Source organism: Caulobacter sp. (assembly GCF_039596335.1).
Taxonomy (GTDB): domain Bacteria; phylum Pseudomonadota; class Alphaproteobacteria; order Caulobacterales; family Caulobacteraceae; genus Caulobacter.
Window position 1 is genome coordinate 1 of record NZ_JBCNJZ010000010.1, and the last position, 24,540, is coordinate 24,540.

General features: G+C 67.8%; 22 protein-coding genes and 1 tRNA gene. 9 read left to right on the forward strand and 14 right to left on the reverse strand.

From position 1 onward, the window contains the following. Positions 1–688 precede the first annotated feature (688 nt). Positions 689–765 (reverse strand) — tRNA-Arg (locus tag ABDW31_RS20115). Positions 766–867: 102 nt separating this feature from the next. Here ABDW31_RS20115 and ABDW31_RS20120 point away from each other — a divergent pair. From ABDW31_RS20120 to ABDW31_RS20130, 3 genes are all read left to right on the forward strand, one after another. Next, the gene (locus ABDW31_RS20120; protein WP_184724221.1) at positions 868–2,136 is read left to right on the forward strand and encodes a dicarboxylate/amino acid:cation symporter; all 1,269 of its coding nucleotides are present in this window, start codon (positions 868–870) and stop codon (positions 2,134–2,136) included. A gap of 220 nt (positions 2,137–2,356) precedes the next feature. Then, positions 2,357–3,502 carry an HWE histidine kinase domain-containing protein gene (locus ABDW31_RS20125; protein WP_184722839.1) on the forward strand — a complete coding sequence of 382 codons (1,146 nt, stop codon included), beginning with the start codon at positions 2,357–2,359 and terminating at the stop codon, positions 3,500–3,502. A gap of 13 nt (positions 3,503–3,515) precedes the next feature. Further along, positions 3,516–3,872 carry a response regulator gene (locus ABDW31_RS20130; protein WP_184722836.1) on the forward strand — a complete coding sequence of 119 codons (357 nt, stop codon included), beginning with the start codon at positions 3,516–3,518 and terminating at the stop codon, positions 3,870–3,872. A 7-nt stretch (positions 3,873–3,879) separates the two neighbouring features. Here ABDW31_RS20130 and ABDW31_RS20135 read toward each other — a convergent pair whose 3' ends face one another. Next, a complete protein-coding gene (locus ABDW31_RS20135; RefSeq protein ID WP_184722834.1) occupies positions 3,880–5,070 on the reverse strand; it encodes a heparan-alpha-glucosaminide N-acetyltransferase domain-containing protein in 1,191 nt (396 codons plus the stop codon). Between the two features lie 54 nt (positions 5,071–5,124). Between ABDW31_RS20135 and ABDW31_RS20140 the strand changes: the two genes are divergently transcribed. Beyond that, positions 5,125–7,200, forward strand: a complete 2,076-nt coding sequence (locus ABDW31_RS20140) for a TonB-dependent siderophore receptor (RefSeq protein WP_343699472.1) — start codon at positions 5,125–5,127, stop codon at positions 7,198–7,200. Here the strand turns inward: ABDW31_RS20140 and ABDW31_RS20145 are convergent. The 5 genes from ABDW31_RS20145 to ABDW31_RS20165 form a co-directional block, all read right to left on the reverse strand. Next, positions 7,190–8,719, reverse strand: coding sequence for a PepSY-associated TM helix domain-containing protein (locus ABDW31_RS20145; protein ID WP_184722831.1), 1,530 nt, complete (start codon positions 8,717–8,719; stop codon positions 7,190–7,192). The genes ABDW31_RS20140 and ABDW31_RS20145 overlap by 11 nt on opposite strands. Before the next feature lies 1 nt (position 8,720). Continuing rightward, positions 8,721–9,284, reverse strand: a complete 564-nt coding sequence (locus tag ABDW31_RS20150) for a hypothetical protein (protein ID WP_343699473.1) — start codon at positions 9,282–9,284, stop codon at positions 8,721–8,723. Further along, positions 9,281–11,596: a TonB-dependent receptor gene (locus ABDW31_RS20155; RefSeq protein ID WP_184722826.1), complete on the reverse strand. Its 2,316-nt coding sequence runs from the start codon at positions 11,594–11,596 to the stop codon at positions 9,281–9,283. The genes ABDW31_RS20150 and ABDW31_RS20155 overlap by 4 nt, the downstream gene beginning before the upstream one ends. Positions 11,597–11,674: 78 nt before the next feature. Next, the gene (locus ABDW31_RS20160; protein ID WP_184722824.1) at positions 11,675–12,295 is read right to left on the reverse strand and encodes a glutathione S-transferase family protein; all 621 of its coding nucleotides are present in this window, start codon (positions 12,293–12,295) and stop codon (positions 11,675–11,677) included. Further along, entirely contained in the window at positions 12,292–13,263 is a 972-nt protein-coding gene (locus ABDW31_RS20165) for a pyridoxal-phosphate dependent enzyme (protein WP_184722821.1), read from the reverse strand. The genes ABDW31_RS20160 and ABDW31_RS20165 overlap by 4 nt, the downstream gene beginning before the upstream one ends. Positions 13,264–13,365: 102 nt before the next feature. Here ABDW31_RS20165 and ABDW31_RS20170 point away from each other — a divergent pair, with 102 nt between their 5' ends. Then, on the forward strand, positions 13,366–13,848 hold the full coding sequence (locus ABDW31_RS20170; protein WP_184722819.1) for an Lrp/AsnC family transcriptional regulator: 483 nt from the start codon (positions 13,366–13,368) through the stop codon (positions 13,846–13,848). On the opposite strand, the gene nhaA is transcribed toward ABDW31_RS20170, so the two are convergent. The 3 genes from nhaA to ABDW31_RS20185 form a co-directional block, all read right to left on the reverse strand. After that, a complete protein-coding gene (gene nhaA, locus ABDW31_RS20175; RefSeq protein WP_184722816.1) occupies positions 13,805–14,974 on the reverse strand; it encodes a Na+/H+ antiporter NhaA in 1,170 nt (389 codons plus the stop codon). The genes ABDW31_RS20170 and nhaA overlap by 44 nt on opposite strands. Further along, the gene (locus tag ABDW31_RS20180; protein WP_184722813.1) at positions 14,955–16,262 is read right to left on the reverse strand and encodes a DUF5690 family protein; all 1,308 of its coding nucleotides are present in this window, start codon (positions 16,260–16,262) and stop codon (positions 14,955–14,957) included. The genes nhaA and ABDW31_RS20180 overlap by 20 nt, the downstream gene beginning before the upstream one ends. Before the next feature lie 66 nt (positions 16,263–16,328). Next, a complete protein-coding gene (locus tag ABDW31_RS20185) occupies positions 16,329–17,141 on the reverse strand; it encodes a class I SAM-dependent methyltransferase (RefSeq protein WP_184722810.1) in 813 nt (270 codons plus the stop codon). 212 nt (positions 17,142–17,353) lie between these two features. Between ABDW31_RS20185 and ABDW31_RS20190 the strand changes: the two genes are divergently transcribed. Both ABDW31_RS20190 and ABDW31_RS20195 read left to right on the forward strand, forming a co-directional pair. Then, positions 17,354–17,881 carry an OsmC family protein gene (locus ABDW31_RS20190; protein WP_184722807.1) on the forward strand — a complete coding sequence of 176 codons (528 nt, stop codon included), beginning with the start codon at positions 17,354–17,356 and terminating at the stop codon, positions 17,879–17,881. Then, positions 17,881–18,840 (forward strand): AraC family transcriptional regulator, encoded by a 960-nt coding sequence (locus tag ABDW31_RS20195; RefSeq protein WP_184722804.1) that lies wholly within the window; start codon positions 17,881–17,883, stop codon positions 18,838–18,840. The genes ABDW31_RS20190 and ABDW31_RS20195 overlap by 1 nt, the downstream gene beginning before the upstream one ends. Before the next feature lie 58 nt (positions 18,841–18,898). Here ABDW31_RS20195 and ABDW31_RS20200 read toward each other — a convergent pair whose 3' ends face one another. Both ABDW31_RS20200 and fdxA read right to left on the reverse strand, forming a co-directional pair. Further along, positions 18,899–19,402 carry a CarD family transcriptional regulator gene (locus ABDW31_RS20200; protein WP_184722802.1) on the reverse strand — a complete coding sequence of 168 codons (504 nt, stop codon included), beginning with the start codon at positions 19,400–19,402 and terminating at the stop codon, positions 18,899–18,901. 362 nt (positions 19,403–19,764) lie between these two features. Then, positions 19,765–20,106: a ferredoxin FdxA gene (fdxA, locus tag ABDW31_RS20205; protein WP_184722799.1), complete on the reverse strand. Its 342-nt coding sequence runs from the start codon at positions 20,104–20,106 to the stop codon at positions 19,765–19,767. A gap of 267 nt (positions 20,107–20,373) precedes the next feature. Between fdxA and ABDW31_RS20210 the strand changes: the two genes are divergently transcribed. After that, on the forward strand, positions 20,374–22,470 hold the full coding sequence (locus ABDW31_RS20210) for a bifunctional diguanylate cyclase/phosphodiesterase (protein ID WP_184722796.1): 2,097 nt from the start codon (positions 20,374–20,376) through the stop codon (positions 22,468–22,470). Between the two features lie 114 nt (positions 22,471–22,584). On the opposite strand, the gene rpmB is transcribed toward ABDW31_RS20210, so the two are convergent. Beyond that, positions 22,585–22,884, reverse strand: coding sequence for a 50S ribosomal protein L28 (rpmB, locus tag ABDW31_RS20215; protein WP_125155294.1), 300 nt, complete (start codon positions 22,882–22,884; stop codon positions 22,585–22,587). 237 nt (positions 22,885–23,121) lie between these two features. On the opposite strand from rpmB, the gene ABDW31_RS20220 reads away from it, so the two are divergent. Then, positions 23,122–23,610: a DUF3617 family protein gene (locus ABDW31_RS20220; protein WP_184722793.1), complete on the forward strand. Its 489-nt coding sequence runs from the start codon at positions 23,122–23,124 to the stop codon at positions 23,608–23,610. A gap of 297 nt (positions 23,611–23,907) precedes the next feature. Here the strand turns inward: ABDW31_RS20220 and ABDW31_RS20225 are convergent, their stop codons facing one another. Then, positions 23,908–24,483: a methylated-DNA--[protein]-cysteine S-methyltransferase gene (locus ABDW31_RS20225; protein ID WP_184722790.1), complete on the reverse strand. Its 576-nt coding sequence runs from the start codon at positions 24,481–24,483 to the stop codon at positions 23,908–23,910. Positions 24,484–24,540 lie beyond the last annotated feature (57 nt).

A 24,540-nucleotide genomic window follows, 5' to 3' on the forward strand; every position in this document is an offset into this window, starting at 1 on the left:
CAACATCCCCGTCTCGATCCGCGGCTACACAAGCCGCCGATCTGGCCATCAAAGCCTCAAGGACAGGGGGTCATTTTTGGACGCCGATATCCCCGAGATGGGGGTCATTTTTGCAAGCCGAAACACAATCCCGCTTCATCCTGATCTCCTTGGTGCCATCAGTCTTCTTCCTAAGGACAATGCTACTTTCCTAGTGACTGCGTACGGACGGCCCATGTCAGCGGCTGGCTTTTCGGGTTGGTTCACTGATTGCGCCCGCAAGGCGGGGTTACCGAAGGGCGCTAGTCCTCACGGCCTTCGTAAAGCCGCCGCACGCCGCTTGGCGGAAGCGGGCTGCACCGCTCACCAAATTGCGTCAGTCACGGGCCACGCGAGCTTACGCGAGGTGGAGCGTTACGCTCAGTCTGCTCAGCAGAGATCTCTCGCTGCGGACGCCATGGCAAAGCTCTGGGCTGTTCGGCCGACATAGTCGGAGTCGGCTTAGGGAGGTGACTTACACCTAGAGCTTCACGGTACGGGGCGCATTTCTGCGCTGTCCCATTCTGCTTTTTGAGGTTGGCTATTATCCGGGACTATTCCGGGGATTCGTCTCCGAAAAGTCCCGAACTGACCCGTTTTGTTCCGATTTTCCCGAGCTAAAGCATGCGGCGGATTTGGCGTTAAGTTATTGAAATTATTGCCAAAAAATTGGCGGCCCGGGAGGGACTCGAACCCCCGACCTTCGCTTTAGGAAAGCGCTGCTCTATCCTGCTGAGCTACCGGGCCGCGGCGTGCGCGGGCCAGGGTCAATAGCGCAAGACGGCGGGTGTGCGAAGCCCGCGGGACGGCTTGGGGCCAAGCTTCTGAGGGGCGAGCGGGTTGCGGCATCTGAAATCGATCTATGTGCAGGTCCTGATCGCCATCGCGCTGGGCATATTGGTCGGGGCGCTGTGGCCGAAGATCGGGGTGGCGGTCAAACCGCTGGGCGACGGCTTCATCAAGCTGATCAAGCTGGTCATCGCGCCGGTGATCTTCTGCACCGTGGCCGGCGGCATCGCCCGGATGGGCGACATCAAGGCGTTCGGCCGGGTGGGCGTCAAAGCGCTGCTTTACTTCGAGGTGGTGTCGACCGTGGCGCTGGCGCTGGGCCTGATCGTCGGGCGCACCCTGCGGCCGGGCGACGGCTTCAACATCGACCCGGCCACGCTCGATCCGTCGATCGCCGCCGGCTATGTCGAGAAGGCCAAGCACGGCGAGGGCCTGGTCGCGTACCTGCTGCACCTGATCCCGGACACCTTCTTCGGGGCCTTCGCCGAGGGCAATCTGCTGCAGGTGCTGGTGGTGGCCATCCTGACGGGTTTCGCCTGCACGCGGATGGGCGACTTCGGCGACAAGGTCGCCAATGTGCTGGAGGACATCGCCAAGCTGTTCTTCGGCGTCATCCATGTGGTGGTGCGGCTGGCGCCGATCGGGGCGTTCGGAGCCATGGGCTTCACGATCGGCAAGTACGGCATCGGGGCGCTGATGCAGCTGGGCGCGCTGGTGGCGACCTTCTACGTCACCTCGATCCTGTTCGTGCTGGTGGTGCTGGGGGCGATCGCCTGGGCCAGCGGCTTCTCGATCCTGCGCTTTCTGGCCTACATCCGCGAGGAGCTCTTGATCGTGCTGGGCACCAGCTCGTCGGAGAGCGTGCTGCCGCAGATGATGGAGAAGCTGGAAAACGCCGGGGCCAAGCGCTCGGTCGTGGGCCTGGTCATCCCCACCGGCTACAGCTTCAATCTGGACGGCACCAACATCTACATGACCCTGGCCACCCTGTTTCTGGCCCAGGCGACCAACACGCCGATCACCCTGGGGCAGGAGCTGGCCTTGCTGGGCGTGGCCATGCTGACCTCGAAGGGCGCCTCGGGCGTCACTGGCGCGGGCTTCATCACCCTGGCCGCGACCCTGGCCGTCGTGCCCGACATCCCGATCGCGGCCCTGGCCGTGCTGGTCGGCGTCGATCGGTTCATGAGCGAGTGCCGCGCCCTGACCAATCTGGTCGGAAACGGGGTCGCGACCCTGGTCGTGGCGCGCTGGGAAGGCGCTCTGGACCGCGACCGTTTGTCGCGGGTTTTGCGCGGCGAGCCGGCCGTGGTCCCGCCGACGGCGCCTTGAACGCGGAGCGCGAAGCGGCGGTTCAGCTCGCCTCAACGCCAGACTCTGCAAGGGACTCCGCAGGGTTGCGGCCTCTCCGTCGCTCACCCGACTAACGGGTGTCTCGACGTTCAACCCACGCGCATGTGTGTTTGCGCGTATCGGTCGCATGCGGCCCAGCTTGCCCGGCTTGTCGCGCATGTTAGGGTTTCGCATACAACCGCCGTGTGATGCTGGAGTCATGCTGGATTACGCGCCCCGAGATGACGTTCAACAAGCCGACAACGGCCTGCTGACTCTCATCGAAACCATCGAGGCGCTGTCGGCGACCCGCACCATCAGCGAAGTGGCGGACGTGGTCCGCAAGGCCGCCCGCCGCATCTCGGGCGCCGACGGCGTGGCCTTCGTGCTGCGCGACAACGAACAGTGCTGGTATTTTGACGAGGACGCGATCGGGCCGTTGTGGAAGGGCAAGCGCTTCCCGCTGACCGCCTGCATCTCCGGCTGGGCGATGCTGAACCGCCAGACCGTGGTCATCCCCGACATCTATCTGGACGACCGCATCCCGCACGACGCCTACCGTCCGACCTTCGTCAAAAGCCTGGTGATGACGCCGGTGCGGATGGAGGATCCGGTGGCGGCCATCGGCGCCTATTGGGCCAAGGAGCACACCCCGTCGCCGGAAGTCGTCCAGAAGCTGCAGGTCATCGCCCGCGCCACGGCTTCGGCCCTGGAAAGCGGCCGGCTGCATGACAGCCTGGTCGACGCCCGCCACCACGGCACCTTCCTGCTGCAGGAGCTGGACCACCGGGTGAAGAACACCCTGGCCATCGTCCAGTCGATCTCACGCCAGACCCTGCGCGCGGCGACCTCGCCGGAAGCCTTCGCCGAGACGTTCGAGAACCGCATTCTGGCCCTGTCCAAGGCGCACGAACTGCTGACGCGCCGGGCCTGGGGCCGCGCCCAGCTGGAGGAGATCCTGGACAAGGCCCTGGCCCCGTTCAGCGCCAATGTCTCCGACCGCTTCGACATCATCGGCCCGGCCCTGACCTTCAGCGCCGAGACCTCGGTGTCGGTGCACATGACCCTGCACGAGCTGGCGGTGAACGCGGCCAAGCATGGCGCCCTGTCGACGCCGGAAGGCCGCGTGGTCATTCGCTGGAGCGTCGAGGAAGAGGCCGCGCCGCCGATGCTGACCCTGACCTGGCGCGAGGTCGGCGGCCCGCCGATCGTCGGCACGCCCGAGCGCAAGGGCTTCGGCTCGCAGATGATCCAGCGCGGCCTGGCCCGCGACCTGGGCGGCAAGGCTACCCTGGAGTTCACGCCGGACGGTGTCGTCTACACCCTGCGCGCTCCGCTATCGCAAAGGATGAGTCTTGCTGCATGAGGTGGCTGGCGGCATGAAATCCAAGGTGATGATCGTCGAGGACGAGGCCCTGGTGGCCATGATGGTCGAGGACATGCTCGACGACCTGGGCTGCGAAGTGGCCGGCTCGTTCGGCGCTGTCGGAGACGCCCTGGCCTGGCTGGGCGGTGAGGATCCTCAACCCGACGGGGCGGTGCTGGACGTCAATATCGGCGGCGAGATGGTCTTTCCGGTCGCCGAGCAGCTGCGCGAGCGGGGCGTGCCGTTCGTGTTCGCCACCGGTTATGGCGACCTGCCGCGCAAGGGCTTCGAAAGCGTCGAGGTGCTGGCCAAGCCGATCAATGTCGGCCAACTGCGCGTGGCGGTGAACAAGTTCCGCCCCGACGAGTGACCTTGCGCTAGAGGTACTTCATCCAAGGCTGGTTGCTGCGCCGCTTGAGAGCGCCGAACCAGCGGCAGGCGTACCAGCAGGGCAGGGCGACCACGGCCGACAGCAGCCATAGCGAGGCGACGTTCGGGAGACTGAACACCTCTCCCTGGTTGGCGCCGAACACCGCCGTCGCGGCCAGGTGCAGCAGGTGCAGGCCGTAGAGGTGGATCAGGTAGAAGAACAGCGGCGCGCCGCCGAACACCGCGATGGTGGTGGCCAGGCGGTCGGGGATCTTCTCCAGGCCCGCCAGCAGCAGGGCGCCGACGCCCAGGGTCAGCAGCGCGAAGTCGGCTGACGGCGGGTACTTCTGCAGGTTCAGCACGCTCATCGCCGTCTCCAGCGCCGAGCCCTGGACACTCCACGGCGTCGGGTCGCCGTAGACATTGGCGGCGCGCAGGATCGCAAATAGCGCCAGCATGGCCAGGCCCAGCAGCACCAGCTTGCGGCGGCGAGTCTGTCCGTCTTGCCGGCACCATGGGCCGATCGCGTAGCCCAGGGCCGCGATGCCGATCCAGGGCAGCAGCGGGTACGAGGTGCGGATGCGGAAGCCCCAGGGCGTCTCGATGAAGCCGCGGTCGTGCAGCACGGCCCAGATCGCGTGGCCGGGCTGGCCGGGCTCGAACGCGATCGGGTCCAGCAGATTGTGGCCCAGGATGATGATCAGGCCCACGGCGATCAGCGCCGGACGGGGCAGGTGGACCAGGGCCGCCAGGGCGATCATCGACAGACCGATCGCCCAGATCACCTGCAGGAAGACGGTCGGCGGCGTCAGGGTGAAGTTCCAGCCGAAGCTGACCAGGGTCAGCTCCAGGACGACCAGGAAAAGACCGCGCTTGAACAGGAAGCTGGACGCGGCCTTGGCTCCGCCGGCCTTCGCCGCATAGAGGAAGGCCGCCAGGCCGGTCAGGGCCAGGAAGACCGGCGCGCACAGGTGCGCGGCCAGCCGGGTGAAGAACAGGTCCGGCGGCGTCGTCGCCAGGTTCATCGGGTCGGCGACCTGGGCGTGGATGAAGAAGAACTCGCGCGCGTGGTCGACCATCATCAGCAGCATCACGAAGCCGCGCAGAGCATCGATCGAGCGGATGCGGGCGCTGGTCGCGGCGGGGGCTGCGACGGCGGCGGACGAAAGCGGGGCGACGACGGCGGCGTTTGACATCATGACGTCAACTCGATTAGTCGATACAATATAACATTACAAACGGAGTTTCCGGTCTTGTCCTCGCTTTCGGGCTGCGCGGTCGCGTGCCTTCTGTCCGCCGCCGGCGTCGATGCAGCTCCCGCTCAGGAAGCCCTGGCCCCGCCGGACGCGGTCGAGGCCATCGTGATCCTGGGCCGCCGCGACGCTGCGGCCGACGTCACCCTGAGCGCCGGACGGGTCACCGAGCTGATGTCGCCGTCCAGCCGCTCGATCGAGCGCGACCTGCTGCAGGCGGTCGGGGCCTCGCGCCTGTCCGACGCCCTGGAGCTGGTCAGCGGCGTCAGCCAGCAGAACAACCGCGGCGGGGTGATGGACAACTTCGCCATCCGCGGCTTCCTGGGCACCCCGGACGGCGGCGCCGAGTACTATGTCGACGGCTTCCTGGCCAACCGGGGCCTGGCCCCGCCGCGCGATCCGGCCACGGCCGAGCGGGTCGAGCTGCTGAAGGGGCCGGCCGGCGCCCTGTTCGGCGACATCGATCCGGCGGGCCGGGTCAATATCGTCTCCAAGACTCCGCGCTTCACGCGCCAGATCGAGGCGGCCGCGACCATCGGCTCGTTCGGCCTCAAGCGCGGCGAGCTGGACCTGACCGGCCCGCTGACCGACACCCTGGCCGCTCGTCTGGTGGTGGCGCATGAGGAGAGCGACGGCTGGCGCGATCACGTCACCCTGAACCGCACCGCCATCGCCCCGTCGCTGACCTGGCGGCCCAAGGATGGCCTGCGCCTGACCTATGTGGGCGAGATCACCCGCTATGACACGCCCTTCGACCGCGGCCAGCCGGCGATCAACGGCGACGCCTTGGCGCTGCCGGCTTCGGCCTTCTACGGCGAGCCGGACGACGGCGTGACCGAATTCCGCAACAACCGCCACCAGCTGACTGGCGAGGCTGCGCTGGGCGGGACCTGGACTCTGAACGGCGGCGTGGCCTATCGCGACGGCACGCTGAAAGGCTTCACCAGCGACCCGTCGCGGCTGGTCGGCGACACCCTGTGGCGCCAACGCCGGCAGCGCGACTTCGCGGTCGAGGACTGGTCGGGTCGGCTGGAGCTGACCGGCGACATCCAGGCGGGGCCGGGCCATCATCACCTCAGCATCGGTCTGAAGGGCTACACCCTGGAGTTTCAGGAACGCTTCCTGCGCCGCAACCCGACGGCGGCCGCACCGCACCCGATCAATGTCTTCAACCCGGTCTACGGCGACGTTGCTCTGCCGCTTCTTCCGTTTGCGGACAATCACGAGACGCGCCGCGTCACCACCGTCTATGTCCAGGACCTGTGGGAGGTCACCGACCGCCTCAGCCTGACCGGGGGGGTGCGCTATGACGACTATGTCCAGAAGATCCGCAACAACCGCACCGGCGCGACCGGGCGCACCACGGGGCAGCCGCTGGACTATCGTCTGGCCGGCCGCTACCGCCTGACCGACGCCTGGGCGCTGCACGCCAGCTGGGGTCAGTCGTTCGTGCTGAACTCGGGCACGGGTCGCGACGGAACGGGCTTCGCGCCGGAAACGGCCAAGGGGTACGAGGTCGGCGTTTCGGGGACCTGGGCCGGCGTCGACATCGGCCTCACCGCCTTCGACATCGAAAAGCGCGGCATCCTGACCAGCGACCCGACCGATCCCAACTTCCTGGCCCCGGTCGGTCGCCTGACCAGCAAGGGCGTGGAGTTCGACGGCGCCATGAAGCTGGGGCAGGGCTGGCAGCTGGTCGCCAACTACGCCCGGACCAAGGCCCGCGCCGATGACAGCGCCTTCGCCAGCCCGGATGTCCTGAACGTGCCCAAGCACTCGGGCGGGCTGTTCGTGCTCGGCCGTTTCCCGACTGGGCGAGGAACCGACTGGTCGATGACCGCCGGCGCGGCCTATCAAGGCGACCGGACCGCAGGGCTGGATGGCAGCGGCGTGCAACTGCCGGCCTATTGGAAGGCCAAGGCGGCGGTCGATTACGGCCTGACCCCGGCCCTGACGGTGCGGGCCGAGGTCGACAACCTGTTCGACGAGCGTTACGCGGCCAGCTCCTACAGCCCGGTCTGGATCTTCCCGGGCGCGCCGCGCACCTTCAAGGTCTCGCTGCGGCTCAAGCTGTAGCGGGCGCCTTGGGCCGGCTCAGCCAGACCGAGCCGGCTAGGATCGCGGCCGTGGCGATCAGCGACGCGTTGATGATCCAGGCCACCGGATCGACCAGCGCGCCGCCGTTCACCACTACATGGACGATCGCCGTCAAGGCGACGAAGCCGGCGGTGGCCAGGCGCAGGGCGGCCGAAATCGTCTTCGGCGTCCAGGCGATGGCGGTCGCGGTGGCCACTAGGGTGACCGCGCCCCACACCGCCACCGGCGGGGCGGCGACAATCAGGGCCGCCAGGGCCGAGACGGCATAGCCCAGGGGCTGGCTCCAGACGAAGGCGATCCAGACCCGCTCCCAACGCGGCGCCGGGCGGCCCTTGTCGCGGCGACGGGCCAGCCAGATGGCGACGCCGCTAGAGGTGACCGCCGTCAGGCCCAGGCCCAGCAGCAGATAGGCGACCTTGATCGGCCAGCCGCCGAACCAGCCGAAGTGCAGCGGGGTCATGGTCGACAGCACGCGCATGCCGACCGAACCGCTCTCGTAGCCGACCGCGCCCAGCACCTTGCCGGTCCCGTCGATGACCACGGTCTCGCCGCGCGACAGCCGGCCCTCGGTGACGAGGTTGGCGGTGGCGTGCTGACCGGTCTCGCCGGGATGCTCGACATAGAGGTAGCTGACGCGGGCGTTCGGATAGCGGGTCGCCAGGTCGGTCAGGATCGCGTTCAGGTTGATGATCCTGACCGCCGGGCGCGGATCGTCGGCCACCTTGGGACCGGTGAACAGCGCATAGGCCTTGCTGGTGTCGCCCTTGAAGGTGGCCAGGGCCAGCACCCCGACGATGATCACCGTCAGGCCCAGGAAGGCGCCGGTCAGCGAGACGATCAGGTGGAAGGGCAGGCCCCATACCGAGATGCGGTTGTGCAGATCGGCCTCCTGCAGGCGCTTGGAGCCGCCCCACCGGAAGGCGAAGGCGTCCTTGAAGACGCGGGGGTGCGAGAGCACGCCCGAGACCAGCGACGACAGCAGGGCCACGCCGGTCAGGCCGACGATGAAGCCGCCCCAGGCGCGCGGCAGGTGCAGCACGGTGTGCAAGGTTGCCTGGAAGTTCGACCAGGGCGTCTTCTGTTCGCCAACCAGCTTGCCGGTCGCGTCGGCGTAATAGGTGTGTTCGCCGCCCTGGGCGTCGTCGCCATGCACCGACAGGCGGGGCGAGGCGGGCTCGGGCAGACGGATGAAGAGATCATGCGCCTTGGGGTTCTTGGTTAGCACCGCGCGAAACGCGGCGTCGGCCGCCGCAGGCGACACCTGGTGCAGGACCGGCCTTTCCGGCTGCTCCCAACGGGTGAACTCATAGGTGAAGACGGCGATCGAGCCCGAGAAGCAGACGACATAGATCAGGGCCGCAAAGGCCAGGCCCAGGGCCGAGTGGCCGGCCAGCATGGCGCGCACGAAGTCGGCGGGGATCTTCGGCCAGATCGGCTTGCCGATCGCCTTGGCTTTTAGCGCTTTCGGCTTGGTGGGGGCGGTGGTCGAGCCGTCCATCTCAGAGCGCTCCCTTCAGGAAGGCCGCGCCCAAGGTGAGCGTGGCGACCCCGACCAGCACGGCGGTGGCGCGCAGGATCTTGTCGTCCGACAGGGTCCAGGCCATGCCGCCGGCCCACAAGAACGGCACCATCAGCCCGCCGATGACCATGCGGCTCTGGATCTGTCCGGGCGCGCAGATGGCGACGGCCAGGCCGCAGCCCATGGCGGCGATCCCGGCCAACGGTCCAGCCAGGAAACCGCGCAGCCAGCCGCGCCAGACCACGCGCCTGCGGTCCGACGGCTCCGGCGCCAGTTCGCGGGCGGCCTTCTTCTTGGCGTTGCGGCGCTCGACGCCCAGTGCAACCAGAACCAGGGCCACGGTCGAGGCCAGGGTCAGCATGGCGAACGGCCCGCGCGCCGCGCCCATCAGCGGGACCGAGGCGGCGATGGCGATGGTCAGCAGGCCCCAGCCGCCGCCGATCAGCCACGGCCGCTCAGGGCTGGGCTTGTCCCAGGCGCGCTTGAGCACAACGGTCCCCGCCAGCGGCAGGGGCGCCAGCGCCAGACCCCAGAGAGGGCTCACCAGCGGGTCTCCAGGGTCAGGCCGACGATGCGCGGCTCGCCCAGCAGGGAGACGGCGAAGTCTGTACGATTGTACTGGCTGTAGGTCTGGTTCAGCAGGTTACGGCCGTAGACGTAGGCGCCCCAGTGGTCCTGCTGGTAGCCGAAGCGGCCGTTGAACAGCACGCGCTTCTTGATCACGCCGTCCAGGTTCTGGTCGAGGCCAGCCTGGTCGAAGGAGCCGGTGCGGAAGTTGCCGTCCAGGTGGGCGATGAACCCGTTGTCCCAGCGATAATCGACGCCGGCCGCCACGGTCCAGTGCGGAGCGTAGGGGAATTCCGAGCCCGACAGGTTGCGGGTGTCGGCGCCGCTGGAGACGTTGAAATCGTCGAACTTGGTCCGGGTGTGGCCTAGCGAGGCGTACCAGGACAGCTGCGGCGTCACGCGCTGGGCGAGCTCGACCTCGAAGCCGTACAGGTGTGACCGGCCGGCGTTCTCGACCTGGTTGTCGAAGGTGTTGAGGCCCAGGTTCACCGAGACCTGCTGGTCCTTCCAGTCGACATAGAAGGCGTTGGCGTTCAGCGTCAGCGACCCGTCCAGCCAGGCGGTGCGCAACGCCGCCTCGTAGTTCCAGGTGTATTCCGGGTCATAGGCGACCACGGTCGAGCGCGCCTGGTTGACCGTCGAGCCGCCCGAGCGATAGCCGCGCTGCGCCGTCAGGCTGGTGGAGATGTCCGGCGTCCAGGCGTACTTGACCCCAACCTTGGGCAGGAAGGCCTTGAAGGTGCGGGTGTCAGCGGGCGCGTTGGACCCGGCCTGGGCGACCATGCCGGCCACGAAGGCGTTCACCTGGGTGACATAGGGCGCGTAAGGGCCGAAGGCGGCCGGCGTGGGATAGGTCCCGGTGAACACCGCCGTCTGGGTCGTGGCGATGGTGTTCTTTTCGTGATCGTAGCGGAAGCCGCCCAGCAGGGTCAGCTTGTCGGTCAGGTCGAAGGTCGCATCGGCGAAGATGGCGTTGGTCTCGACTTGGTTGGGCTGGTCGCCGGCATAGCTGACCGGCACCACCGGCAGGGCGGCGATATAGAGGTTGGCGAAGGCGTTGGCCTGGCCCGCGGCGGCCGCTTGCTGGGCGGCGGTGGGCGAGGGGACGCCGGCCAGCAGGGTCGAGGTCAGCACATTGACCAGGGTGGCGCGCGGGAAGGCGACGTTCACCTGGCTGGCCAGGAAGTCCTGAACGTCGCGCTGGGAATGCCACAGGCCCACCAGGCCCTTCAGGCGCTTGCCCTCGTAGTTCAGGCGCATCTCCAGCGACGTGGTCTCGGTGTCCTGGTTGTGCTGGCCAAACGAGTTGCGGACCGGCTGGAAGTCCATGTCGTAGGTGGAGTCGGTCTTGACCGTGTTGAACGAGGCGATGGTGTTCAGGGTCAGCTTGTCGGTCAGGTCATAGGCGACGTCCGCCGTCAGGATTTCGGTCCTGGACTTGGTGCGGGTCGGGTCACCCGACAGGTCGACGCGGTGCTTGTAGTAGTCGGGCTGGTCGGTGCGCGAGTAGGTGAACTGATAGCCCGACTCGCGGTCGTTATAGGCGTAGGTCAGCATCGCCCGCAGGTTCGGCGTGGCGCTGGGCGTGAACAGCAGCTTGCCGCGGATGTACAGGTTGTCGACCGCGTCGACGTCCTGCTTCAGGGTCGGGTTGTAGATGAAGCCGTCGCTGTCCTTCTTCTCGACAGCGACGCGGAACGCCAGCTGGTCGGCGACGATCGGGCCGCCGCCGGCCACCGAAATCGTGCGCTCGTCGCCGCTGGCGATGTTCACCCGCGCCCGGAACGACGGCGTCTGGCTGGGGGCCGTTGAGGTGACGACGATCGCGCCGGCCAGGGCGTTGCGGCCCTGCAGGGTCGATTGCGGTCCGCGGAAGACCTCGACCTGACCGATGTCCCACATTTCCAGCGGGCCGCTGAAGATCGACTCGTTGGGCAGGGCCGCGCCGTCGACATAGAGGGTGGCCAGGCCCGCTGTGCCGCCGCCCGACACGTTGACGTTCGAGACGCCGCGGATGGTGAAGCCCATCTTGCCGTAGGTCTCGCTCATGTTCGCCGTGCGGGCGATCACGTCGAACAGGGTCTGGATGTTCTCGCGCTCGATCCTGGCGGCGGTGGTCACCGCGACGCTGGTCACCGTCTCCTGGACGCTGCGGTTGGCCTTCTCGCCGGTGATTATCACGGCATCGACGGCGGTGGCTTGGTCGACAGCGGGCGCCTCGGCGGCTGCGGCGGCATGGGCCAGGGCCAAAGCGCTAAAGGCGCAGGCGGTCAGCAGATGTCGACGCATGAAAAGTCCCCCGAAGATCCGTTCTGGGGACGCCCGCTATTTCAGATAAAATTGCGAGTCAATCTCATTCGCGAAATCTCAGTGATCCACGGTATCCCCGGCCAGGGCCGTGGCGCGCATCGAGGGGCGCTGTTCGAAAGTCTCGTACCAGGCCCACAGGCGCGGACAGGCGGCGCTGACGTCCAGGATCTGTCGGAAGGCCAGCCAGCTCAGGGCCGTGGCGATCGCGACCTCGGCCAGCCCTGGGATCTCGTGCGGCTGGAAGCTGGCCTCGAGCCAGGCGCAGCCGTCAGCGACCTTGGCCAGGTGCCCCTCAGCCAGCGGCGGGTAGCGCAAATCGGGCGGCCGACGCACCGTCTCCCAACGCACCAGTATGCCGGCTTCCGAGAGACCGTCGGCCACTGCCTGCAGCCGCAGGGCGGCGACCCGCTTGGCGGGATTGGTGGGGATCAGTGACATGCCGCCATGCTCGGCGTCCAGATATTGGCAGATCACCCCGGAGTCGAAGATCGCCTCGCCCTCATCGGTGAGCAGCACCGGCACCTTGCCCAGCGGGTTCAGGGCAAAGACCTCGGCGTTGCGGGCGGTGGGGCTGGTCTCGTGATGGATCACCTGGATGCGGTCGGCCAAGCCGGCCTCGTGGGCGAAGACCAGCGCCTTGCGGGCGAAGGGCGAGTGGGTCTGATAGAGCAGCTTCAAGGCAGGGGTCCTTCGGTCAGGAAGACCAGCGACCGGGCGTCCGGCGGCAGATCGGCGGCGAGGCAGGCGGCGAAGCCGGCCGCGCCCGAGGGCGTGGTGGCAAGGCCGGCAAAAGCCAGATGCTCGGCGGCGGTGTGGGCGGCCTCGTCGCTGACCGTGGCGTAGTTGACGTCGCAGCGGGCCAGCACGGTGTGGGCCAGGATCGACGGCGCCTTGCAGTCCAGGCGGCCCATCACCGAGACCGGCCCCTCGACCCGCACCGGGCGACCGGCCCGGGCGCTGGCGGCCAAGCATGGCGCGGCCTCCGGCTCGACGATGACGAGGGCGGGCTGAAACCGCCAGGTCTGGCGGATCATGTGGGCGATGGTGGCGGCCAGGCCCCCGACCCCGGCCTGCAGATAGACATGGGTCGGCCAGCGGCCGGAGACCTCGAACACCGCCCGCAGTTCCTCGGCGATCAGGGTGTAGCCCTCCATGACCAGGGCCGGTGGGACCAGGTGGTCGGACGTGGCGGCGTCGGACAGCAGGATCGCGCCGGTGGCGGTCGCGTCGGCCTGGGCGTCCAGCACGGTCTCGTCATAGAGGCCCGCGCCGATCACCACCTGTGCGCCGGCCGCTTCCAGCCGCTGGGCGAAGGCGGCGGGCGTGCCACGAGGCAGGTGGACCCGCGCATTGGCGCCCAGCAGCCGCGCGCCAGTCGCCACCGCCAAGCCGTGGTTGCCGGCGCTGGCGCAGACGAAGGTCGGGGTCGCGTTGGGGTCCTGGCGGCGCAGGTCCTCCAGCAGCATCGCCACGGCATGGACGCCGCCCAGCGCCTTGAAGGCCGGCAGCCCCAGGCGCGAGCGCTCGTCCTTGATCAGCACATCGGGGCCGTCAGGGCGGGCCAGGGTGCGCAGCGCCGTGGCGGCGAAGCCGGGTAGGGCGCTCAAGGTGCGCAGCGGCCGGCGGGGATCGGGGGCGAAGTTCATGGCGTGAAGCCTAGCCGATCCCGCTGCGCTGTTTGGCTCGCCAGATCGGCGTTCGGCGACTAAGTTTCCCAAAATCGACTTGCTGGGTGCGCGAAACCTCTCATGACCGCTGTGACGCTGGACGCCGCCGACCGCATCCTGCTGGACCAGTTGCAGCGCGACGCGACCCAGGGCATCGATGTCCTGGCCCACGCCTGCGGGCTGTCGGTGGCCTCGGTGCAGCGGCGGCTGAAGCGCTTGCGCACCAGCGGCGCGATCGCTCGCGAGGCGGCGGTGCTGGACCCGGCCGTGGTCGGCTTTCCGATGACCTTCATCGTCATGGTCGAACTGGAGCGCGAGCGCCGCGAGCAGCTGGCGGCCTTCCGCACCGCGATCCGCGATGAGCCCCAGGTGCAGCAGGCTTATTACGTGACCGGAGAGAGCGACTTCGCCCTGATCTGCGTGGCCCGCGACATGGCCGACTTCGAAGCCCTGACCCAGCGGCTGTTCTTCGAGAACGGCAATGTCCGGCGCTTCCGCACCTCGGTGGTCATGGACCGGACTAAGGTCGGGCTGGAGGTTCCGGTTTCGCCAGGCGCAGGATGACGACGCCCAGCAGGGCCGAACCCAGCGAGCCGACCAGCACGCCGATCTTGGTGGCGTCGATCAGGGCCGGATCGGCGAAGGCCAGGCCGCCGATGAACAGGCTCATGGTAAAGCCGATCCCGCACAGCACCGCCACGCCGTAGAGCTGAGCGACCGAGGCGCCTTGCGGCAGTCGAGCCCATCCCAGCTTGACCAGGCCGTAGGCGACGCCGAACACGCCCAGCTGTTTGCCGACGAACAGGCCCAGGGCCACGCCCAGCGGCACGGGAGCAAGCAGCGCCGAGAGGCCGACCCCGGCAAACGAAAGCCCGGCGTTGGCGAAGCCGAACAGCGGGGTGATGCCGAAGGCCACTGGCTTGTGCAGAGCGTGTTCCAGTCGATGCAGCGGCGAGGGGCCCTCGCGCCGTAGCGGGATGGTCAGGGCCAGGGCGACGCCGGCCAGAGTGGCGTGGATCCCCGACTTCAGAACCAGGAACCACAGCACCGCGCCCAGCAGCAGATAGGGCCAAAGCGCCAGCACCTTCAGGCGGTTCAGGGCGACCAAAGCCAGCAGCACCGCGCCCGCCCCGGCCAGGGCCAGGCCGTTCAACTGCTCGGTATAGAACAGCGCGATGATCACGATGGCCGCCAGATCGTCCATGATGGCGATGGCGGTCAGGAACACCTTCAGCGAGGTCGGGACCCGCGAGCCCAGCAAGGCCAGCACCCCCAGGGCGAAGGCGATGTCGGTTGCCGAGGGGATCGCCCAGCCGGCGATGCTGTTCGGATGTTGGGCGTTGAAGGCCAGATAGATCAGCGCCGGTAGCGCCACGCCACCCAGGGCCGCCGCGCCGGGCAGCAGAACGTCGGCGAGGCGCGACAGCTGGCCATCCAGCACTTCGCGTTTGATCTCCAGCCCCACCAGCAGGAAGAACAGCGCCATCAGCCCGTCATTGATCGCGTGGTGCACGCTGATCCCGCCGACGCCAGCGTGCAGGGCCGCGAAATAGGCGCGGGCCAGCGGCGAGTTGGCGACGATCAGCGCCAGGGCGGCGGCGACCATCAGCACATAGCCGCCGGCGGCTTCGTTCTTCAGGAACGCATGAAGGGCCAGGCGGGCGCGGGTGCTAAGCTTGGGCTGAACCATCCTTGAGGTTTACCAGCAAGCGGTTGGCCAGGGCGAGGCCGATCAGTCCAAGGCCGCAGGCGATATAGGCCCCCATCGCCAGGAACTGGCCCCAGGCGATGTCCAGCTGGGCGAAGGACTTCACCAGCAGCAGCGAGATACTGCCGATATAGCCGAATGAGTCGGCCACATAGATCAGGAAGCCGGCCGTGCCGACCTTACCGGTGGCGGCGATCATCCGGTCGAACAGCATGGCGTTGAACGGCGTGTAGCCCATGTAGAGCCCCGCCCCGGCCAGGATCATCCACCAGACGGGCGCCAGCACGCCCAGTTGGAAGGCCAGGGTCGCCCCGCCCAGCAGCACGAAGCCCAGGGCCACTAAGCCGATGTTGAAGGCCACGGCCCGGCGGTTGTCCTTGACCCCCATCAGGGCGGCCAGGCCGATCAGCACGATGGCCGCCACCGGCAGCTCCGACAGGGTGAAGATCGAGGCGGTGGCCTTGAAGCCCAGCTCGGCCCAGATCTCGGCCGAGAAGTTGTCGCGGAAGTCTCGCAGGGCGGTGAGGATCATATAGACCGCGATCAGCAGGATCAGGGCGGGCGCGTGGGCGGCGAACAGGGCTTTGCGGTCCTGGGCGTTCATCGGCGCGCGGCGCACGCGCTCGGCCTCGTCGGCGGCGTTGGGCGGCGGCAGCTGGGCCAGGGCCAGCACGGCGACCAGCATCAGCGGCGCGAAGATCAGGCCCGAAAGGGCCGGCATCCAGCGCTCGTCGACATGGGACAGCAGCAGCATCTTGCCGACCGACTTGGCCACGCCCGAGGAGAGGATGAAGCTGGCGCACAGCATCGCCCCCAGCACCTCGGTCAGGCGGCGCCCTTCCAGGAAGCCGAACACCAGGCCCCAGATCATCCCCAGGCACAGGCCGTTCAGATAGAGGGCCAGCGGCCCCGCCACCGCGGGGACCAGGCCAAACAGCAGCAATGAGAGCTCTGCCCCCATGATCAGGCTAAGGATTGCCACAGCCCGGCGCCCGGCCTTCATCTCCGAGATCACCTTGACCCCGATGAACTTGGCCGTGGCGTAGCCGGCGACCTGCGCAATGACGAGGGCGATCTTGAAGTCGAAGGCGAACGGCCAGCCGGCGGCCTGGGCGTAGGCGGCCGCCGTGAACGGCTTGCGATAGCCGAACATGGCGAAATAGACCGCGAACGACGACAGGCCGCCATACAGCGCGAACAGCCACGGCGGGGCGGTGGTCAGGAAGCGGGTGACCGCGCCGCCCGGGTTTGCCTGCGCTGCCGTGTCCATGCTGTCCCCCGCTTGCCCCTGCCATTTTGCTAGCAAGCTTTCCGGGGGCTGAGCAATGGAAGACGGCTAGCGGCGGATGACGACTTCCAGATAGTCGCTGGGCACGGTCAGCCGGCCGTCCCTGGCGATGTTGAAGGCGTCGGCCAGGGCCTCGATCTCCTCGGCCAGCTGGGCGGCGGCCGGGTCGGGCAGGGCGGCGAAGGCCTTGTGCACCGGTCCGTACCAGTTGCGGAACACCTCGACGAAGTGCGTGGCCGAGCGGTAGCGGAAGTTGAAGACCCGCCGATTGATCGTGATCGCGGCCGCGTCGCCGAACAGGCTCTTGAGGTGGGCGACATCGCCCCAGGCCGAGGGCGGACGCAGGCCGGCGGGCGGCGGGACGTGGCGGCCCAGCACCTTGAACAGCTGGCCGATGAAGCTGTCGGGCGTCCAGTTGGCCAGGCCGATGCGGCCGCCCCGTCGGCAGACCCGCATCATCTCGGCCGCCGCCGTGGCGTGGTCGGGCGCGAACATCACCCCGAACACCGACAGCACGGCGTCGAAGCTGGCCCCGTCGAACGGCAGGGCCTCGGCGTCGGCGAAGCGGAAGGTGATGGGCAGGTTCTCCGCCCGGGCGCGGGCGCGGCCCTGGTCCAGCAGGCCGATGACATAGTCGGTCGAGACGACGGTCGCGCCGCGTCGAGCCGCGGCCAGGGTGGCGTTGCCGTTGCCGGCGGCGACGTCCAGCACTTGGTCGCCGAAGCCCAGGTCGCAGGCCTCGGCGAGGGTTTCGCCGACGATCTGCAAGGTGGTGCCGATCACGGCGTAGTCGCCGGAAGCCCAGGCGGCCTGCTGGCGGCCCTTGATGGCGTCGTAGTCGATGGTGGCGGTGGTGGTCATGTGGATCTCCCCGTTGGCGAAGCGGCTGGCTTCTGGCGCGAAGGCGGCTCGCGCGTCCTGGCAGGGCGTCGGTCTGGGCTGACCCAGCGTCCGAACCTTAAAATGAGCTGACCCAGCGTCCGCCAGAGCTGACCGTGCGTCTCGCATAACGATGGTCTGTGGTCTCGCGGGCTGCGCGGCTCTAGGTTGCGCCGTTTCAAGAGGAGACCGCCATGGCGCGGGAGACGTTGGCCGACGCGCTGGCGCGGGCGGCGGCGGTGCTGCAGAAGCGGCCGGGCGCAGGGCTGCATGACGATGCGCCGGGCCTGGCGCGCTGGCGTGGCGGCGTGGGGGTTGAGACCGCTCACCCGAACGGCGCCCAGGTGCTGACCGACATGCCGCGCGAGCTGGGCGGGACGGGCGAGCAGGTCACGCCGGGCTGGATGGTGCGGGCGGGGCTGGCGGCCTGCACGGCCACCACCATCGCCATGATCGCGGCCCAGGACGGCTTGGTGCTGGAAAGCCTGGAGGTCCGCGCCGACAGTCGCACTGACTCCCGCGGCCTGCTGGGCCTGGCCGAGGTCGACGGCGCGCTGGTCTATCCGGGGCCGCTGGACCTGGCCATCACCGTCAGGATCACCGCACCGGACATCCCTCCCGAGCGGCTGCGGGCCCTGGTCGAGACCGCCCAGCGGCGCGCGCCGATGTCGGCGGCCCTGCGCGACGCCCAGGCCCTGCCCGTGCGGATCGTCGTGGACTGATGGACGCCCTGTCGGAGACCTTGCGGGTGGTGCGCCTGTCGGGGGCGATCTTCTTTAACGCCCGCTTCTCCGCGCCCTGGTGCTACCAGGCCGGCAGCGCCGAGGAGGCCGCGCCGATGCTGGACGCCGGCGCCGAGAACCTGCTGATCTTCCACATGATCACCGAGGGCGAGTGCTTCGTGGAGCTGGACGGCCAGCCGACGATGAAGCTGGTCGCCGGCGACGTGGTGTTGTTCACCCGCGGCCACGCCCACCGCATGACCTCCGCGCCGGGCCTGGCTCCCGCCCAGGGGCGGCGGCTGGGCAGCCTGTTCTCGCGGCGGCCGCGGCTGTTGTCGTTCGGCGGCGGCGGAGCGGTGACGCGCCTGGTCTGCGGCTACCTGGCCAGCGACGCGCGGCTGGCGGCGATGCTGATGACGGGATTAGGGCCGATCCTGCGGGTCAATGTGCGCGGCTCCGGGGCAGGCGACTGGCTGGAGGCGTCGCTGCGCTACGCCCTGGCGGAAGCCCGCTCGCCCCGCCCGGGCGGGGCCGGAGTGCTGTCGAAACTGGCCGAGGTGCTGTTCATCGAGGTGCTGCGCATCCACATGGCCGAGCAGGGCGAGGGCGGTACGGGCTGGCTGGCCGGGGTGCGCGACCGCATCGTCGGCGCGGCCCTGACGGCCCTTCACCAGAAGCCCGCCGAGGCCTGGACGCTGGAGCAGCTGGCCCGCCAGATCGGGACCTCGCGCTCAGTGCTGGCCGCGCGGTTCCAGCGCTTGGTGGGGCAGGCGCCCATGCAATACCTGACCCAGTGGCGGATGGTGCTGGCCGCCGGCCTGCTGCGCCATTCCAACGCCCAGCTGACCCACATTGCCCAGGAGGTTGGCTACCAGAACGACACCGCCTTCATCCGCGCCTTTCGGCGGGAGTACGGCGCCTCGCCCGGTGCGTGGCGACGGCGGCAGCAGGCGGGCTAGGCAACAAAAAAGCCCCCGGCGATGCGGGGGCTTCTTCGTTCTGGAGATCCAGGTCGCCTTAGGCGGCCTTGACCAGCGACTTGGTCAGGATGCCGATGGCGGCTTCGCGGTCGATGCGCTCGATGGCGGCGACTTCGCGGGCCATGCGGTCGAGGGCCGATTCATACAGCTGGCGTTCCGAGTAGGACTGTTCCGGCTGGTTCTCGGCGCGGTGCAGGTCGCGCACCACTTCGGCGATCGAGATCAGGTCGCCCGAGTTGATCTTGGCTTCGTATTCCTGGGCGCGACGCGACCACATGGTGCGCTTCACGCGAGCGCGGCCCTTCAGGGTGGTCAGGGCCTGGCTGACGGTGTTGCCTTCGGCCAGCGGGCGCAGGCCGGCCGTCTTGGCCTTCTTGGTCGGGACGCGGAGCGTCATTTTTTCATGGTCGAAAGTGATGACGTAGACTTCGAGCGACATGCCGGCCACTTCCTGGGTCTCCACCGCCTGGATCGTGCCCACGCCGTGGGCAGGATAAACGACGTGATCGTCGACCGAGAATTCCAGACCAGTCTTGCTCATGTTCGTCCTCATCAATGCGGGCCGGTGGGACCCGAACGCCGTGTTCTGTTCCAAACCAAAAGAAGACGGGTTCCCGCGCCGCGAAATACTGGATGCGGGGACAAGCCTGTCAGGATTTGGAATAGACCTTTAAGACACCTTCGCCTTCGATCGGGCGTGCCGGTTCAAATGGTTTCTCGAAACGGCTTCTTCGACATGACGGACCAATCGCGATGACCGCAATTGTCACGTCGGCAGAGACAATAGCATAAAATTCAGCCTCATGAAAGGGTTGCGTCCCGGCACGTGGGATCGCGCCGCCAAGCTTTCGCAGCCGGGCGACGGTTCAACCTCTAGAAATCATGGCGGCGATCAGGCCGGGATCAGGAACCCGTGCCGGGCTTTTCGCTGAAATACTTTTCGAACTTGCCGGTCTCGCGTTCGAAATCCTCGCGGTCGGCCGGCGGGGTGCCCTTGACCGTGATGTTGGGCCAGACCTTGGCGTAGTCGGAGTTGATCCGCAGCCACTTGCCGTCGGCCTCGTCCTCGGTGTCCGGCTTGATGGCGTCGATCGGGCACTCGGGCTCGCACACGCCGCAGTCGATGCATTCGTCGGGATTGATGACGAGGAAGTTCTCGCCCTCATAGAAGCAATCGACCGGGCACACCTCCACGCAGTCCATGAACTTGCAGCGGACGCAGGCGTCGGTGACGATGTAGGTCATCGAAAACTCGGGAAGTAAAGTCGCGGGAAGTTACGGCGCGCGCGTTTTCGAAGCCTGGGGCCCGCTTGTCAATGCGGCTCGCCTGCGTACGGAGCCAGGATTTCTGCAGGCGTGGCCATGGCGCATCCCCCAGGCTGCTCCGATGCGGCGAAATGGCGTCGGCGCGCGCGGCCGCATCGTCCGGCTGCAAACCATTTCTTATTGAACGAACGTGATTATGCGGATCCGGGAAACGCCCAATAAAAACAACGTCGGAAAGCCGACTATATGAAGATTCACGCCTTGGCCGTCCAAACTGGATTCGAGGTCGACGCCGAAGCCCGTCTCCAGGCGCGCACCCGCGCCCGAGCGCTCGGCGCGTTCGTCCGCGAGATTCCCTTCGCCGCCGCTCTTCTGGATCGTGACCTGGCGCTGGTCGCCGTCAGTCCGGAGTGGGACGCGCAGGGCATCGCGCCCAAGCTCGTGGTCGAAGGCGACGCCGTGACCGGCGGCCTGGTGGCGTCCGAGGACGTCGAGGCGCTGCGGACCTGCGCTCAGGAAGGCGTGGCCTTTTCCCGCTACCTGCCGACCCTGGACGACCAGGGCGTGCAGCGCATCTGGCGCACCGAGTTCAGCGCCTGCCGCGACGGCGAGTTTCAGGACGGGGAAACCTATGCGGTGATGATCACCGCCCGCGATGTGACCGGCTATGCCGACAGCGTGCTGCGCGCCGAGCGCGATCAACAGCGCCTGCGCATGGCGCTGGAGCTGGATGATCTGCTGGTCCGCGAATACGACCTGCGCACCAAGGAGGTCTATTTCTCCGGCACCGCGCCCGAACTGCAGAAGTGGTGCACCTTCCAGGATGACCCGCTGGAGGTCGCCCATCCCGACGACCGCCAGCGCTGCGCGGACCTGGTCGCCACCCGCAAGGTCGGCGAGGCGCGGGTCTTCGAGTTCAAGCTCAATCGCGACGACGGCGTCGAGACCTGGGTCCGTTCGGTGGGCAAGGTGTTCGTCGGCGCCGACGGCAAGCCCGAGAAGCTGGTCAATCTCTTCAAGGACATCACCGACCGCCGCCGGCACACCGAGGCGATCGAGACCCTGGCCTTCCGCGATCCGCTGACCGGCCTGCCCAACCGGGCGCTGTTCCAGCATCGCTTCCAGGAGGCGGTCACCGCGTCCGAGACTCTGGGCGAGATGTTCGGCCTGATCATGATCGACGTCGATCACTTCAAGGACATCAACGACAGCCTGGGCCACGACGCCGGCGACGCCCTGCTCAAGCGCCTGGCGGGGATGCTGCAGCACGCCTTCCGCAGCAACGACACCGTCGCGCGCCTGGGCGGCGACGAGTTCGCGGTGATCCTGCGCGGTCTGCACGGCGAGGCCGACATGACCCGGCCGATCAGCAAGCTGCAGGACCTGCTGCGCCGGCCGATCGAGCATGGCGGCCGCAGCTTCACGGCCAGCGCCAGCATCGGCGCGGCCCTGCACGGCGATCCCGACGCCGACCCGGCCCATATGATCAAGAACGCCGACATCGCCCTCTATCGGGCCAAGGAGGCGGGGCGGAACCGCAGCATTGTGTTCGAGCCGTCGATGCGGTCCGAGGTCGAGCAACGTCTGGAACTGCTGCGCGACGTGCGCGCCGCTGTGGCCGAAAACGAGTTCACCCTGTTCTACCAGCCGGTGGTCGACATCCGCGAGCACAAGGTCGCCGGGTTCGAGGCCCTGATGCGCTGGGAGCATCCCGAGCAGGGCATCCTGACCCCGGCCCGGTTCATGGCAGCCTTCGAGGATCAGGACCTGTCGTTGAAGTTGGGCGACATGGCCTTCGAGACGGCCTTGCGCCAGATGCGCAACTGGCTGGACCAGGGCGTGGACTTTGGCCGGGTGGCGGTGAACATCAGCTCGTCCCAGTTCCGCAGTGGTCGCCTGGCCCAGGAGATCCAGGAGCGCCTGGCCCGCTGGAACGTGCCCTGCGAGCGCCTGACCATCGAGGTCACCGAGAACGTCTATATGGGCTGGGGCTCGGACCTCGTCAGCGACACCGTCCGTCAGCTGCACGAAGCCGGGGTGATGATCGCCCTGGACGACTTTGGCACCGGCTATGCCAGCCTGGCTAATCTGCGGCAGTTCCCGATCGACCGCCTGAAGATCGACAAGTCCTTCGTCCAGAACGCCGAGGACGAGGCCATCGTGCGGGCGGTGATCACGCTTGGCACGTCGATGGGCATGAAGGTGGTGGCCGAGGGCGTCGAGGACGCCGAGCAGCTGGCCGCCCTGGCGCGCTACGGCTGCGACCAGGTGCAGGGCTATCACTTCGGACGTCCGATGCCCGCGGACGAGGTGCCGGGCTTCCTGCGGGGATTTGGCGGCTGAACCCTTCCCCGGCTTGGGGGAGGGCGGCGACCACGCGAAAAGCCCGCCAGGCGCGAACCTGGCGGGCTTTCGATGGATCAGCCTTGAGGGCTAAGCCTTAGGCAGCCAAAAGCCTTAAGCGGCTTGAGCGGCGGCCTTGGCCTTCGCCTTGACCTGGCTCTTGATCTTCAGGGCGCGCGGCGACAGCTGCTCGTCCTTGGCGCCCAGCAGGAACACGTCCAGGCCGCCCTTGAAGTCCAGGGTGCGCAGGGCAGCGTTGCTGATACGCAGCTTGAAGCTCTGGCCCAGCGACTCCGACTGGAGCGTGGCGGGCGACAGGGCCGGCAGGAAGCGGCGCTTGGTCTTGATGTTCGAGTGGCTCACATTGTGGCCGACCATCGGACCGATACCGGTAAGTTCGCAACGGCGCGACATGGTGGTTACCTTGGCTTGGGCGAAGCCCCGCTCGTGAGAGCCTGGCCCGCTAAGATATGAATTCGGCAGCACGGTCGAACAGGTCGGCCGCGCGAGAGCGGGCGATATAGGCGAAGGCCCGCCCCTGAGTCAAGGATGGTTTCGGCGCCCCGGTCCCGGCGGCGCGAGGAACCGACCGCTTCAAGCATGGTTCATCTGGCGCTCTATATATAGAGCCGCATCAAGGAGACCTGCCGTATGCGTTCGACCGTCCTCGCCGCTTCTATTCTCGCTGTCGCCATCGGCGGCGCCGGCCTGGCCCTGGCCCAGCCGATGGTGCGGGCGGCCCCGGTGGAGAAGGGGGCGAGCAAGGCGACGATTCTGCCCGGCTACTGGGAGTACGACTACAAGATCGGCGTCATCCCGGTCAGCAACGAGACCAAGTGCCTGAAGCCGGCCGACGCCGAGCAGTTCTCGCGCGGCATCTGCACCAAGCGCTATCGCTGCGACTACACCACCAATGTGGTGCGCGACGGCAAGATCGCGCTGAAGGGCGTCTGGACCGACAAGAAGGACCGCGCCTCGCCGGTGACGGCCAACGGGACCTACTCGCCCGAGGCCTTCAAGATGGACATCCACATCAAGACCATCAACGGCATGCCCCTGGCCGGCAGCCTGACCGCCAAGCGCCTGTCGGCCGAGTGCCCGGCCCCGGAAGAGAAGAAGGCCGAGACGGCCGCCAAGTAGCGGCCTTCCGCGAGACCGATTTGTGGTTAATCCGCTTTAAGCTACAATAGCTTGTAGGGAACAAAGCCTGAATCGGAGAACGTCGCCGATTCGGTCCTGATTCGTTTCGCGCCTGTTCGGCGAAGCGTTACCGCGCGTTAAGAAGCGCGAGTTCTCCCTCCAATATCCTGGCCGTCATCCCGCGCTTCATGCGCGGGACCCATGGTTCAGCTTCCTCGTACGAGATCTATTTCGCTCCGCGCCTGCGGCGGACAGATGGGTCCCGCGCATGAAGCGCGGGATGACGATCGGGGGCGGTCAGAACCCGCGCGGCGGGGCGACCGAGAACTCCAGGTCGAACAGCGTCGGGACGTCGCTGGTCTTAGCCTTTTCCAGGGTCAGCAGGCGGGCCTTGGTCTCCGCGCCGCCATTGGCCGAGAAGCCGCCCATCTTGCCCGAGGCGGCCAGCACCCGGTGGCAAGGCACGACGATCGGCCAGGGGTTCTCACCCAGCGCCTTGCCTACTGCGCGCGAAGCGCCCGGTTCGCCCATCGCCGCTGCGACCTGGCCATAGGTCGAGGTCCCCCCCGGCCGGATGGCCCGGGCGATCGCATAGACCCGCAGATTGAAGGATGACTGGCCGTCCAGCTCCAGGGGCACGTCGGTGAGATCGTCGCGCTCTCCGCCCAGCAGGTCGCGGATCCGGTCGATCACCGTATCCATCTCTTCGGGTGGTTCGGTTTCCAGGGCGTCGGGAAAGCGCTTGCGCAACCGCGCCCAGGCCGCGCCGGGCGTGGCCTCGGGAAGCTGTACGCCGATCAGGCCGCGCTGCCCCCAGGCGAGGCCGCAACGCCCGATCACCGTGTCGAAAAGAGCGAAACCCTGGAAGGTCATGGCAAAAAAATAGCAGGCCTGTTGCCGCTGGGGAGGGGTGCGACCTACGATTTCCGA

Excerpts from the sequence above, each read along its gene's own strand:
- ABDW31_RS20125 (WP_184722839.1), top strand. The coding sequence starts at position 2,357 with ATGCTGGATTACGCGCCCCGAGATGACGTTCAACAAGCCGACAACGGC.
- ABDW31_RS20130 (WP_184722836.1), top strand. The coding sequence starts at position 3,516 with ATGAAATCCAAGGTGATGATCGTCGAGGACGAGGCCCTGGTGGCCATG.
- ABDW31_RS20135 (WP_184722834.1), bottom strand. The coding sequence starts at position 5,070 with ATGATGTCAAACGCCGCCGTCGTCGCCCCGCTTTCGTCCGCCGCCGTC.
- ABDW31_RS20145 (WP_184722831.1), bottom strand. The coding sequence starts at position 8,719 with ATGGACGGCTCGACCACCGCCCCCACCAAGCCGAAAGCGCTAAAAGCC.
- ABDW31_RS20155 (WP_184722826.1), bottom strand. The coding sequence starts at position 11,596 with ATGCGTCGACATCTGCTGACCGCCTGCGCCTTTAGCGCTTTGGCCCTG.
- ABDW31_RS20165 (WP_184722821.1), bottom strand. The coding sequence starts at position 13,263 with ATGAACTTCGCCCCCGATCCCCGCCGGCCGCTGCGCACCTTGAGCGCC.
- ABDW31_RS20170 (WP_184722819.1), top strand. The coding sequence starts at position 13,366 with ATGACCGCTGTGACGCTGGACGCCGCCGACCGCATCCTGCTGGACCAG.
- nhaA (WP_184722816.1), bottom strand. The coding sequence starts at position 14,974 with ATGGTTCAGCCCAAGCTTAGCACCCGCGCCCGCCTGGCCCTTCATGCG.
- ABDW31_RS20180 (WP_184722813.1), bottom strand. The coding sequence starts at position 16,262 with ATGGACACGGCAGCGCAGGCAAACCCGGGCGGCGCGGTCACCCGCTTC.
- ABDW31_RS20185 (WP_184722810.1), bottom strand. The coding sequence starts at position 17,141 with ATGACCACCACCGCCACCATCGACTACGACGCCATCAAGGGCCGCCAG.
- ABDW31_RS20190 (WP_184722807.1), top strand. The coding sequence starts at position 17,354 with ATGGCGCGGGAGACGTTGGCCGACGCGCTGGCGCGGGCGGCGGCGGTG.
- ABDW31_RS20195 (WP_184722804.1), top strand. The coding sequence starts at position 17,881 with ATGGACGCCCTGTCGGAGACCTTGCGGGTGGTGCGCCTGTCGGGGGCG.
- ABDW31_RS20200 (WP_184722802.1), bottom strand. The coding sequence starts at position 19,402 with ATGAGCAAGACTGGTCTGGAATTCTCGGTCGACGATCACGTCGTTTAT.
- fdxA (WP_184722799.1), bottom strand. The coding sequence starts at position 20,106 with ATGACCTACATCGTCACCGACGCCTGCGTCCGCTGCAAGTTCATGGAC.
- ABDW31_RS20210 (WP_184722796.1), top strand. The coding sequence starts at position 20,374 with ATGAAGATTCACGCCTTGGCCGTCCAAACTGGATTCGAGGTCGACGCC.
- rpmB (WP_125155294.1), bottom strand. The coding sequence starts at position 22,884 with ATGTCGCGCCGTTGCGAACTTACCGGTATCGGTCCGATGGTCGGCCAC.
- ABDW31_RS20220 (WP_184722793.1), top strand. The coding sequence starts at position 23,122 with ATGCGTTCGACCGTCCTCGCCGCTTCTATTCTCGCTGTCGCCATCGGC.
- ABDW31_RS20225 (WP_184722790.1), bottom strand. The coding sequence starts at position 24,483 with ATGACCTTCCAGGGTTTCGCTCTTTTCGACACGGTGATCGGGCGTTGC.